This is a genomic window from Hydrogenophaga sp. (assembly GCF_050250835.1).
Taxonomy (GTDB): Bacteria; Pseudomonadota; Gammaproteobacteria; order Burkholderiales; family Burkholderiaceae_C; genus Hydrogenophaga.
The window spans coordinates 145,608-158,023 of the sequence record NZ_JBFWNX010000009.1 but is presented as its reverse complement, the minus strand read 5'-3'; the positions used below and the strand labels follow the sequence as shown (position 1 = coordinate 158,023).

7 protein-coding genes are annotated in these 12,416 nt (G+C 64.4%); all 7 read left to right on the top strand.

The features are described 5' to 3' along the window. Window positions 1–9: 9 nt before the first annotated feature. The 7 genes from AB7F11_RS13150 (at window position 10) to AB7F11_RS13120 (ending at window position 12,381) form a co-directional block, all read left to right on the top strand. Window positions 10–828, top strand: coding sequence for a DUF2145 domain-containing protein (locus tag AB7F11_RS13150; RefSeq protein ID WP_428289049.1), 819 nt, complete (start codon window positions 10–12; stop codon window positions 826–828). Window positions 829–1,201: 373 nt separating this feature from the next. Then, window positions 1,202–2,974, top strand: coding sequence for an N-acetylglutaminylglutamine amidotransferase (locus AB7F11_RS13145; protein ID WP_428289050.1), 1,773 nt, complete (start codon window positions 1,202–1,204; stop codon window positions 2,972–2,974). Window positions 2,975–2,987: 13 nt separating this feature from the next. Further along, on the top strand, window positions 2,988–4,727 hold the full coding sequence (ngg, locus tag AB7F11_RS13140; protein WP_428289051.1) for an N-acetylglutaminylglutamine synthetase: 1,740 nt from the start codon (window positions 2,988–2,990) through the stop codon (window positions 4,725–4,727). Further along, the gene (locus AB7F11_RS13135) at window positions 4,724–5,926 is read left to right on the top strand and encodes an osmoprotectant NAGGN system M42 family peptidase (protein ID WP_428289052.1); all 1,203 of its coding nucleotides are present in this window, start codon (window positions 4,724–4,726) and stop codon (window positions 5,924–5,926) included. The genes ngg and AB7F11_RS13135 overlap by 4 nt, the downstream gene beginning before the upstream one ends. Window positions 5,927–6,057: 131 nt before the next feature. Further along, complete coding sequence (locus AB7F11_RS13130) at window positions 6,058–8,709, top strand: PAS domain-containing sensor histidine kinase (protein ID WP_428289053.1); 2,652 nt, start codon at window positions 6,058–6,060, stop codon at window positions 8,707–8,709. Further along, window positions 8,706–9,344 (top strand): response regulator, encoded by a 639-nt coding sequence (locus AB7F11_RS13125; RefSeq protein ID WP_428289054.1) that lies wholly within the window; start codon window positions 8,706–8,708, stop codon window positions 9,342–9,344. Before AB7F11_RS13130 ends, AB7F11_RS13125 begins: the two co-directional genes overlap by 4 nt. A 151-nt stretch (window positions 9,345–9,495) precedes the next feature. Further along, window positions 9,496–12,381 carry a PAS domain S-box protein gene (locus tag AB7F11_RS13120; protein WP_428289055.1) on the top strand — a complete coding sequence of 962 codons (2,886 nt, stop codon included), beginning with the start codon at window positions 9,496–9,498 and terminating at the stop codon, window positions 12,379–12,381. Window positions 12,382–12,416 lie beyond the last annotated feature (35 nt).

Below are 12,416 nucleotides of genomic sequence, written 5' to 3'. Positions count from 1 at the left end.
GCGGGGCGCATGAAGAGCGTGAAGAAATTCCTGGCGATCTGGTGCACCTGTCTGGCTTTGCTGCTGTCTTCCGTTGCGCATGCGGGTCAATCCTGCGGTGTGAGGCCGCAGGACGCCCGGAGCATCGTGCGCGGCATGGCCCTGGCGCAGCTCACCGCCCAAGCGCTGGATGCCGAGCACCAGCGCAGCGGTGCGCGCGTGGTGGTGCTGGCTCGGGCCGGGCAGGACCTTCGAAAGTACGGGCTGCGCTACTCGCACCTGGGCTGGGCCTACAAGACACCCGAGGGTCCCTGGCGTGTGCTGCACAAGCTCAACCAGTGTGGATCTGCCATCGGTTCGATGTACCGCCAGGGCCTGGGCGAATTCTTTCTGGACGACCTCTGGCGCCACGAGGCCGCCTGGGTGGTACCGGCGCCTGCGCTGCAGGCGCCACTGCACGCGCTGGTGATGGATCGTTCGCGCGGCATGGCGCTGCACACGCGCGACTACAACATGGTGAGCTACCCCTGGAGCACGCGCTACCAGCAGTCGAACCAGTGGGCACTGGAGACCCTGGCCGCCGCCGCAGAGCCCGGTGTGAGCTCGCGTGAGCAGGCGCAGGCCTGGTTGCAGTTCAAAGGCTATGAGCCGACCACCTTGCGCCTGGGAGCGATGACGCGCCTGGGCGCCCGTGTGAGCGCCGCCCATATCGCCTTTGACGACCACCCCAACGAAAAGCGCTTTTCCGATCGCATCGAGACGGTGACAGTGGACTCGGTGTTCGAGTGGCTGGTGCGCTCGGGGCTGGGCACGGCGCCTCAGCGCCTGGAATTGCCAGGCGCCATCTGAGCGGGGTGGACGGCATCCCGCGCGACAGGTCCGACACGAGGTTTCCCCCCTCGTCTTGCCAGCGGCCTGCCAGTGGCAAGCCGTTTCATTATATGAATTCAAGTAGATTGAATTTGATTTCAATGTCGAAATTGATATAATCCGCGGTCATCTATTTCTTTCAACCCGCGTGCATCCGTGCCCGCGGAACGATGGAAACCCGTGAACTGGTTTCCCGGCGCCCAGCCCATGGGTGTCCGTTCCGCAGGCTGTGTGCACGAGCCGATCCGCCCACCCGCGTTGAACTGGCCCCGGCTTGGCCCGGCGTGCCCTCTTCCCCTCAACCGCCTCCACCTTCGGCGATCGGCTTTCCTTTCAGGAGGGCAGAACACCCATGTGTGGAATTGCAGGAGAAATCCGCTTCGACGGTACGGCCGTCGATCCCCTCGCGCTGGCGCGCATGAACGATCGACAGGAGGCTCGTGGACCCGATGGCCAGGGTCTGAATGTGGCCGACCGCCTGGGCTTTGCTCACCGCCGGCTCAAGATCATGGACCTGTCGGACGCCGCCCAGCAACCCATGTTCGATCCGGCGCTGGGACTGGGCATCGTGTTCAACGGCGCGGTGTACAACCACGCCGATCTGCGCCATGAGCTGGAGGGCAAGGGCTACCGCTTCTTCTCCACCGGCGACACGGAGGTGCTGCTCAAGGCGTATCACGCGTGGGGGCCGGATTTCGTGAAGCGCCTCAACGGCATGTTTGCCTTCGCCATCTGGGAGCGCGCTAGTGGGAGGGTGGTGCTGGGGCGAGACCGCCTGGGCATCAAGCCGATGTACCTGGCACACCTGCGGGGCGGCTTGCGCTTTGCCTCCTCGCTGCCAGCGCTGCTCGCCGCTGGCGGTGTCGACACCCGCATCGACCCTGTGGGCCTGCACCACTACCTCTCGCTGCACGCCATCGTGCCGCCGCCACACACCTTGCTGAGCGGCGTGCGAAAGCTCGGCCCCGGCACCCTGCTTCAGATCGAGGTGGATGGCACCTTGCACGAACACCGCTTCTGGCAGCTGGGCTATGAACGCGATGCCGCCGACGAGGCGCGATCGTTCGATGACTGGCGCGAGATCCTGCTCGACGCCCTGCGCGCAGCGGTCAAGCGCCGCCTGGTGGCCGACGTGCCCGTGGGCGCGCTGCTCTCGGGTGGTGTGGATTCGAGCCTCATCGTGGGCCTGATGGCCGAGGCCGGGGTGCACGACCTGCGCACTTACAACGTGGGATTCGAGGACGTGGGCGGCGAGAAGGGCAACGAATTCGAGTACGCCGACATCGTGGCCGAGCGCTTCGGCACCACGCACGAACGCATTTTCGTGCCCGAGGCCGAGCTGTTGCGACGTTTGCCCGAAGCCATCGGCGCCATGAGCGAGCCCATGGTCAGCCACGACTGCATCGGCTTCTACCTGCTGTCCGAAGCCGTGTCGCGCCACAGCAAGGTGGTGCAGAGCGGGCAGGGCGCCGACGAGGTGTTCGGCGGCTACCACTGGTACCCGAAACTGCAGGGCAGCCAGAACCCGGTGGCCGACTACCTGTCGGCCTTCTGCGACCGCGACCATGCCGACATGCGCGAGCTGTTGCAGGAACCCTGGCTGGGCGAAGACCACACCGCGCGCTTTGTGTCCGAGCGGCTCTGCGCGCCCGGTGCCAGCGACCCGGTGGACCAGGCGCTGCGGCTGGACACCACCGTGATGCTGGTGGACGACCCGGTCAAGCGCGTGGACAACATGACCATGGCTTTTGGTCTCGAAGCCCGGGTGCCCTTCCTGGATCACGAACTGGTGGAACTGGCCGCGCGCATTCCCGCGCGGCACAAGCTTGCGGGCGGTGGCAAAGGCATTCTGAAGGAAGCCGCGCGCAGGGTGATCCCATCGGAGGTGATCGACCGGCCCAAGGGCTACTTCCCGGTGCCGGCGCTCAAACATCTGAAAGGCCAGGTGCTGGAAAGCGTGCGCGATGCGCTCTCCAGCCGAGCAGCCCGCGAGCGCGGCCTGTTCCGCCGAGCCTACGTCGATCGACTGCTGGCCGACCCGAGCGCCCACCTCACGCCGCTGCGCGGCTCCAAGCTCTGGCAGGTCGGGTTGCTGGAACTCTGGTTGCAAAAACACCTGAACTGAAGGAGACCCACCCATGATGCGCAAACACGCTCAACGCGCCCTTCGCCTTGGCCGCACCAGCACACCACAGGCAGAGAGCCGGGGGCAGGTGCCCGCGCGCGCCAACGTGGTGACTGAATGCGGCTGGGGCCGACTGGTCGCCGGCCATACGTTCGCCGATCCGGCCGACATTGCCGCCGCTCTATTGCAGGAGCAGCCCGGCCAGCGCGACATCGCCTTCTACATCGACAAGCCGCATGTGGTGGTGTCGCACGCCCCGGCCCAACTTTTCGTGGACCCGTCCGAGACCTTCCGGTTGCGGCTCAACCACTACACGCCACAGCGTGCCGTGCGCCGGGGCTTCACCATCCGGCGGCTGCGCTCGCGCGCCGATGTGGCGGCCATCAACGCCATCTACCGCGCGCGCCGCATGGTACCGGTGGACCCCGCGCACGTATGGGGCCAGCGCAGTGAGCGCCAGACGGTGTATGCGCTGGCCGAAGACCGGCACACCGGCGAGGTGATCGGCGTGGCCATGGGCCTGGACCACGCCGAGGCCTTTGGCGATGCCGAACCCGGCGCCAGCCTGTGGGCGCTGGCGGTGTCGCCGCAGGCCAGTCACCCTGGCATTGGTGAGGCACTCACACGTTATCTGGCCGAACACTTCCTGGCGCGAGGGCGCGCTTTCATGGATCTTTCCGTGCTGCACGACAACGCCTCGGCCATTGCGCTCTACCGCAAGCTCGGCTTTCAGAACATACCGGTGTTCTCGGTGAAGCGTCGAAACGCCATCAACGAGCCGCTGTTCACACACGGTGGCGCGCAGGCAGATGGCCTCAATCCCTATGCGCGAATCCTGGTGGACGAAGCAAGTCGGCGTGGCATCCGCGTGGAGGTGATCGACGCCGAAAACGGCTACTTCAAGCTCAGCCTGGGCGGTCGCAGTGTGGTGTGCCGCGAGTCGCTGAGCGAACTCACCAGCGCCGTGGCCATGAGCCGCTGTGCCGACAAGCGCGTCACCGTTCGCCTGCTCGCGCAGGCAGGCTTGAACGTGCCGCAGCAGGCGCTGGCCGCGGACGCCGAGCACAACGCCGCCTTCCTGCGCGAGCACGGCGCCATTGTCGTCAAGCCGGTGGACGGTGAGCAGGGCAAAGGCATCGCCGTGAACCTCACCGACGCGGACGACGTGGAGGCCGCCATCGAGAACGCCAGCCAGTACGGCGAGCGCGTGTTGCTCGAGCAGTTCTGTGAAGGGCAGGACCTGCGGGTGGTGGTCATCAACCACCAGGTGGTGGCCGCCGCCCTGCGCAAGCCCGCCACCGTGGTGGGCGACGGGCAGTCCACCATCGCGCAACTGATCGACAAACAGAGCCGCCGCCGCGCGGCCGCCACCGGGGGGGAGTCGCGCATTCCAGTGGATGGCGAAACGAAACGCTGCATCGGCCTGCAAGGCTTCAAGCTCGAAGATGTGCTGTCATTCGGCGAACCGCTGGCGGTGCGCAAGACCGCCAACCTGCACACCGGTGGCACCATCCACGACGTCACCGACCAGTTGCATCCGGCGCTGAAGAACGCCGCCGAACACGCCAGCCGGGTCCTCGACATTCCTGTGACGGGTCTGGACTTTCTCGTGCCCGCCGTCGACCAGTCGGACTACGTGATCATCGAAGCCAATGAGCGGCCTGGCCTGGCCAACCATGAACCGCAGCCCACCGCGCAGCGATTCATCGACCTGCTGTTTCCCGGCTCCACCACCGAACAGATGAACCCATGAAAAAGAACAAACTGCCCACCATCGACTACGCGTTCCTCGAAGAAACGCTGCTGCAACTCCTGGCCATCCCGAGCCCCGTGGGCCTGACCGACGCGGTGGTGCGTTACACCGCCAGCCGGCTCGATGCCATCGGCATTCCCTACGAGATCACACGCCGGGGCGCGATCCGAGCCACCCTCAAAGGCCGCGAGGCCCGTCCCGCGCGCGCCATCGTGGCCCACCTGGACACACTCGGCGCCATGGTGCGCGAGATCAAGCCCAACGGACGCCTGGGCATCGTGCCCATCGGGAGCTGGTCGTCGCGCTTCGCCGAGGGTGCGCGACTCACCGTCTTCACCGACACGCAGCAACTGCGCGGCACCTGCCTGCCGCTCAAGACCTCGGGTCATGCGTTCGGTGGCGAGATCGACACCCAGCCATCCGATTGGGACCATGTGGAGGTGCGGGTGGACCTGCCCGCACACGGCGCAGAGGAACTGAACGTCGCCGGCATCCACGTGGGCGACTGGATCGCCTTCGATCCACAGACCGAAGTCCAGCCGGGTGGCTACATCAACTCCCGCTACCTCGACGACAAGGCCGCGGTGGCCGTGCTGCTGGCGGTGTGCAAGGCGCTGGTAGACAGCGGAGCCACGTTGCCGGTGGACGCGCATCCCCTGTTCACCATCACCGAGGAGGTGGGGTCTGGGTCGTCGGCCGCCCTGCACGGCGACATCGCAGAGATGGTGAGTCTGGACATCGCCATTGCGGCGCCCGGCCAGAATACCGACGAACGCGCCGTCACCATCTGCCTGCAAGACCTGTCCGGGCCGTTCGACTACCACCTTACGCACAAGCTGATCGCCCTGGCAAAGACGCACGGCATCGAGCACCGGCGCGACGTGTTCCGTTTCTACCGATCCGATTCCGCTGCGGCGGTGGAGGCGGGCAACGACATCCGCACCGCGTTGATTGGCTTCGGCGCCGACGCCTCGCATGCGCAGGAACGCACCCATCGCGATTCGCTGCAGGCACTGGCCGAGCTCAGCGTGGCCTATCTGATGTCCGACCCGGTGGCGCGGCGCGACCGCAAGTCCATGGGCTCGCTCGAAGGCTTCACCGAACAGCTCAAGCCCGAGGAAATGCAGATTTCCACCAACGGGCTGCCGGATCCCCAGGAGTTTCTGGAGGCCGATGGCACGGTGTCGCCGGAGGATTAGCGGGTTGCGCGCAAGTAAAGCTCCACCCCTCGTCCTGAGGGCGCGAGCCTTGCAATTCCAGGGCTGTTCTGGACATATCGGTCCCTGCAAACGCATCTGAAATTTCGGCTTGGCGGGCGCACAATATCGCCATGTCAGCGCCCAAGGATTGCTCGCCTCACCAAGAATCGGAGCATTCGGCGCATCCAGCAGCGCTCTGGAACGGTGAACAGAGCAGCCGAATTCTGTTCGATGCAAATCCGCAACCCATGTGGATCTCCGACCAGAAAAGCGGTCGCATTCTGGCTGTCAACGGGGCGGCTGTCTCGCGATACGGATATTCCTCTGAGGAATTTCTGCGACTCAAGGACATGGACATTCAGAGCGCGACGCAAGGTCACGGCGCGATATCACGGTTCAATGAACAAGACCCGGGCAGCTCCACGGGTGTGCGGGCGACCATGCGCTGCCAACATCGGTTGAAGGGCGGCGACATGATCGATGTCGATGTCTTGTCCAGCTTGCTGCAATGGGAGGGTCGGGCTGCGCGGCTTGTCGTGGTCAACGAGGTGACGGCCCACGTTGCTCTGCAGCGCCAGGCAGAGCAGGCCCGCCGAGAGATGGGCGCTGCGCGCGAATTGCTCGACCATGTGATCGATCGGGTGGGCGACGCGATCTTCGCGCTCGACAAGGAGCTGCGATTCACCTACCTCAATGTGCCTGCCTTGCGCCTGCTCCAGCGCGATCGGGTCGAACAACTGATCGGCCGATACATCTGGGACGAGTACGAGCTGGAACATGCGCAGGTGTTTCACCGAGCGTACGACAGGGCATTGCGGACCCAGCAGTCGGAAGTCTTCGAGGCGTTCTATGCGCCCTGGAACAAGTGGTTTGAAGGCCGGGTATTTCCCTCGCCGGAGGGGATTTCAATCTTCTGCAACGACATCACGGAACGCAAATTGTTCGAGCGCCTGCTGCTCGACCGCGAGCGTGATTTCCGACTGCTGACCGAGCAGACACCCGCGATGATCTACCGTGCGTCTCTGGAACCACCGTACCGTTCTCTGTACGTCAGCCCGTCCATCCGCATTCTGGGCTACACGGTCAGCGAGTGGATGGCCGATCCTCTGTCGTGGACCAAGGCGCTTCATCCCGACGACTGTGAGCGCGCGGTGGCGGCGCTATCGGACGAATACGTCGATGGTACCGACCACCAGATTGAGTACCGCTTGCGCGACGCGCATGGCAGATGGCGGCATTTTCGCGACCGTTCCTGCCGGATCGATCCCTCAGACGGGAGCCCGTCCTATGTGCAAGGCATCGCGCTGGATGTCACCGATCTGGTGGAGAATGAACAGGCCTTGCGCGAAAGTGAAGCCAGTTTGCGACGCAGCGAGCAGCGCTTCCGACTGGCCGCCGCCAGTGGTCAGGTGTGGGATTGGGATCTGGCGAGCGACCGGCTCACTTTCAGCGAAGATTTCTGGCTGCAGCTCGGCGTGGACCCCGTGTCGGTTTCGGACTACCGCAGCCGCGACCTGGGTGCCAGGATCCATCCTGAGGATCTGGTTCGTCACCGGGATGCCACGTATCGCCATCTCAAGAACCGAGAACCATTTGACTTGGAAATACGCATGAGCGATGCGTGGGGCGAATGGCGCTGGATGCAGATACGCGGACTGGCCGAGTGGAACGATTCAGGGTGGGCCGTCTACATGGCCGGCACAACCGTCGACATCACCCCGCGCAAGAGGGCTGAAGCCGCGCTGCGCGAATCCGAGGCCTACCGGCGCAAGTTGTTCGAACAGCTGGCCGACGGTGTGCTGTTGATCGACGCCAGCAACCACATCCTGGATGCCAATCCGCAAGCCATATCCATGCTCGGCCATACACGCAGCAGCTTGCTCGCCTTGCCGTTGCAATCCTTGCTGGCGAGCCAGCAGCCAACCATTCCTTCCGACCGCATGAAGAGCGGATCGCCAGAAACGGGTCCTCTCACGGAGTGGAACGTCCAGCGTCGCGACGGGACTGTTCTGCCGGTGGAGGTGAGTGCACGGGCGATCGACCAGAGACGGTACATCGCCGTGCTGCGTGATATTTCCGATCGCCGAGCTGCACAGACGGCCCTGCTGACGCACCAGTACGAACTCTCGGAGCTCAACCAGCGTCTGATGCGGCAGGAGAGGCGTACGACCCAACGCATTGCTCAGGCGTTGCATGACAACCTGGGCCAGTCTCTGGCGGTGGCCCGGTTGAATCTCGAAACCCTGCTGATCAGGGCGGGCGAAACTTTGCCGCAGGCGCTGGCGGAACATTGCCAGCATCTCTCGGGCGTTCTGGCTCAAGCTGTCCTGGACGTGCGCAACGTGCTGGCCGATCTGCGCCCGCCACTCCTGGAGGAACAAGGGCTCGCTGCCGCGCTGGACAACGAAATCCGGGTTGCACTGTCTGTTTCCGGTACCGATGTGCTGCTGGAGGTCGCGGATGGCTTGCACCGCCAGCGTTGGCCCTCCGACGTGGAGTACAGCGCTTTCATGGTGGTGCGGGAAGCCATTGCCAATGCCCGGCTTCATTCGCTCGCGTCGCTGATTCGGGTGCTGGTGGAGGGTGATGCGCACCGGCTCGATGTGGACGTCGTTGACGACGGCGTCGGCATTGCACCGGACATGCAGCATGGCCGAGCTGGCCATCTGGGCATCGTGGGCATGCGGGAGCGGGCCGTCTCCATTGGCGGGCGCTGCTCCGTCACAGCAGAACCGGGGGGCGGTACACGCGTCAGCTTGAACTGGGTGTCGTCAGACTCATGAGCAATCTTTACCTGATCGACGATCACACCCTCATGCGCGATGGTCTGCGGTCGCTGCTGCAAGCTGCCGGCCACCGGGTGGTGGGCGAATCGGCCGACCCGACGCAAGCGCTGGCCCAGCTGCGCGAATTGGGCCCGGTGGTGGTGCTGCTCGATCTGCACCTCGGCCAGCGCTCGGGCTTCGAGCTTTTGACCGAGCTGCAGCGTCGGGCGCCTGAGGTCCGCTCGATTGTTCTGACCATGTCGGCCCAGCCGCGCCATGTGGCCGAAGCGCTGAGGTTGGGCGCGGCAGGCTATGTGCTGAAGGGCTCGCCCGCCTCCCAACTGCTGCAGGCGATCGATGCTGTGAGCGAGGGTCAGCGATTCCTGGGATCGGACGTGGCGGAGCTCGCCGTGCAGGGTTTCACGGCGCCGAGCGACAGCGCCCTGGACACGCTCTCGGTGCGAGAGCGCCAGATTGTGCTGATGGTGGTTCAGGGACAGTCCAGCACCGAGATTGGACGCGCACTTCACCTCTCGCCGAAAACGGTGGACTCGTACCGCAGCCGCATCATGGCCAAGCTGGGCACCCCCGACGTACCCGCCCTTGTTCGCTTCGCTATCCGCAGCGGCCTGATCGACGCCGGAACCCTCTGATTCGCGACGTTCTCCGTGCGCGTTGTAGGGTGCCTCGCGAGGGCGAGCGTGGCAACACGATCGACCCACCGGTCGCATCGAGAACTCCCCACAGACTGCGAGCTGCGGCTTTTTTAAAGTCCGTCTCAGACCACCCCATTGAGACAACTTCATGCAATCCGCTTCCCTGACACCCGGAGAAGCCCGGCGTCTGGACATCCTCGATTCTTTGGGCGTGCTCGACACGCCCGCCGACCCCGTGCTCGACGGCCTCGTGCGGGCTGCCGCCCGACTGACCGGTTGCCCGGTATCTCTGGTGAGCCTGGTCGATGACCGGCGCCAGTGGTTCAAGGCACGCCATGGTCTGAACGTGCAGCAGACCCCACGCGAGCTGGCGTTTTGTGCCCATGCCATCCTGCAGGCTGACCTGTTCGAGGTGGGCGATGCGCGGCTGGACGAGCGGTTCGCCGATAACCCGCTGGTGACTGGTGAGCCTCATGTGATCTTCTATGCTGGTGTGCCGCTGTCGGTGGAAGGGCATTTCATGGGCACGCTCTGCGCAATCGACCACCACCCGCGCGAGCTTTCCCAAGCACAGCGCCAAACGATGAAGGACCTCGCGCGTGCGGCCGAGCACTGGCTGCAGATGCAACTGGTCAACCGTCAAGTGCAGAGCGCGCATGCCGATCGCCGCAATCTCTTTGACCAAATGGGCGACGGCATCTTGCTGGTCGACCGGAATTACCGGGTGATCGAAGTGAATCGCGCCACCGCGCGAATGCTCGGTCATGGTGCCGACGCGCTGCAGCAGATGCACGTCCGCGATCTGCTGCCTGAGGGCGAACACGCCCGGCTCATGCGCACTGCGTTGCGGGTGCTCATCAGCGGCGAGCAACTGGCCGAATGTCGGGTATTGCGGCGCGATGGCAGCAGCTTCATCGCGGAGGTCAACATCCGGATGGTGGACCAGCAGCGTTTCGTGGTGGTTATGCGCGACATCACACAGCGGCACGCGCAAGAGCAGGAGGTTCGGCTTCTGTCCATGGCGGTCGAGCAAAGCGTGCAGAGCATCGTGATCACAGACCTCGATGCCAACATCGAATATGTCAACGCCGCCGTATTGACGAGCTCGGGCTACACCATGCAGGAAATGCTGGGGCGAAATCCGCGCATGTTGCAATCCGGCAAGACACCGCGTGAGACGTATGCGCAGATGTGGCAGCAACTCACTTCGGGTGAACCCTGGCGCGGCCTTTTGTTCAACCGCCGCAAGGACGGCGCGGAATACGTCGTGGACGCAACCGTCACGCCCATTCGGGATGCTCGGGGGAGCGCGACCCAGTATCTGGCCCAGATGCTGGATGTGACCGAGAAACGGCGCCTGACCGAAGAGCTGAAGCGTCACCAGCTCCACCTGGAAGAACTGGTGGAGCAGCGCACCGCGGCGCTGGTGGAGGCGCGCCGCGCAGCGGAGGCTGCCAGTGAAGCCAAGAGCGAGTTTCTGGCCACCATGAGCCACGAGATTCGCACGCCCATGAACGGCGTGGTTGGCAGTCTCGATTTGTTGCAGCACTCGGAACTCACGGCCTACCAGCGGGATTTGATCGACACCGTCTGCGAATCGGCGTTGGGCCTTCTGGCCATCATCGATGACATCCTGGATTTCTCCAAGATCGAGGCGGGCCAGCTCAGCCTGCAAAGCGAAGCTGTTTCTCTGGAGCGACTCACCGACAGTGTGTGCAACGCCTTGCGCCCCACGGCCACATCGCAGGGCGTCGATCTGCAGGTGGAGGTGGCGCCCGGCTTGCCTGACTGGATCCTGAGCGACGGTACGCGGCTGCGCCAGATCCTCAACAACCTGCTCGCCAACGCCATCAAGTTCTCGGCCGGCATGACTCGAGCAGGGCGGGTGGCGCTTCGGGTGCGGCCCTGCAGAGCAGACTTGCCCGGGCACCTTCAACTGAGCGTGATCGACAACGGCATCGGTATGACTCCCGAGGTGCTTCAGCGCATCTTTCAGCCTTTTGTGCAGGCTGAAAGCACGACCACGCGGCGGTTTGGTGGCACCGGCCTGGGTCTGTCGATCAGCAAGCGCCTGACCGGGTTGATGGGCGGACGGATCGAGGTGGACAGTGAGGCGGGTAAGGGCTCCACCTTCACCGTGACCTTGCCGTTCCAGTCCACTTTGCCTCCCCAACGCGTGGCCGACGACCGCTTCGCCATGACGAAGAGCGCCAGACCTCGATTTGCACAGGCTGGTGGCCCACTGGTGTTGGTGGCCGAGGACAACACCGTCAACCAGAAGGTGATTGGGCACCAGCTCGCACTGCTGGGTCTGGCGGCAGAGATGGTCAGTGACGGACTCGAAGCGCTGGCACTCTGGCGTGCGGGGCGATCCACACAGCGCTACGCCTTGCTGCTCACCGATCTGCACATGCCGGGCATCGACGGCTACGAACTCGCTACCACCATTCGCGCAGAGGAAGCGAACGGATCGCACTTGCCGATCGTGGCCCTGTCGGCCAATGCCCTGCACGGCGAGATAGAACGCTGCCGTGCGGCCGGCATGGACGACTACCTGAGCAAACCGGTTCGCACCGAAAAGTTGGGAGAGGTCGTCCAGCGTTGGTTGCCATCGGAGGGCGCACCGATCGCGCCTTCGTTTGGCTCGGTGGACTGTGAAGAAGTGGATGTGGTGGATATAGAGCTCGGCAACTGCGCCTATGACGACCAGGCCTTGGCAAGGCTGATCGGCGAAGACCCTGAGTTGTTGGCCGAGTTCCGCCAGCGCTTCATGGTCTCCGCCCTAAATACGCTGGATGAGATGCGCCGCGCTGTCGGCAGCGGCAACATGACCACTCTTTCCGGGCTGGCCCATCGCCTCTCATCTTCCTCTCGTCTGATAGGCGCAGTGACGCTGGCAGACTGTTGCCGCCTCATTGAACGCACCGGACCGGGCTGCAGCCCTCGAGAGATGCACCGCCTTGTGGTCAAGCTTGAGGACGCGCTGGCGCATGTCATGACTTGCCTGTCCGGTCACGAAGGATCGCGGCCTTGAAAAGCCGCTGATGGCGCCGAGCGAATTACCAGGGT

Bases quoted from the DNA above. Each gene is read 5' to 3' on its own strand.
- AB7F11_RS13120 (WP_428289055.1), top strand. From the start codon at position 9,496: ATGCAATCCGCTTCCCTGACACCCGGAGAAGCCCGGCGTCTGGACATC.
- AB7F11_RS13125 (WP_428289054.1), top strand. From the start codon at position 8,706: ATGAGCAATCTTTACCTGATCGACGATCACACCCTCATGCGCGATGGT.
- AB7F11_RS13150 (WP_428289049.1), top strand. From the start codon at position 10: ATGAAGAGCGTGAAGAAATTCCTGGCGATCTGGTGCACCTGTCTGGCT.
- AB7F11_RS13135 (WP_428289052.1), top strand. From the start codon at position 4,724: ATGAAAAAGAACAAACTGCCCACCATCGACTACGCGTTCCTCGAAGAA.
- AB7F11_RS13145 (WP_428289050.1), top strand. From the start codon at position 1,202: ATGTGTGGAATTGCAGGAGAAATCCGCTTCGACGGTACGGCCGTCGAT.
- AB7F11_RS13130 (WP_428289053.1), top strand. From the start codon at position 6,058: ATGTCAGCGCCCAAGGATTGCTCGCCTCACCAAGAATCGGAGCATTCG.
- ngg (WP_428289051.1), top strand. From the start codon at position 2,988: ATGATGCGCAAACACGCTCAACGCGCCCTTCGCCTTGGCCGCACCAGC.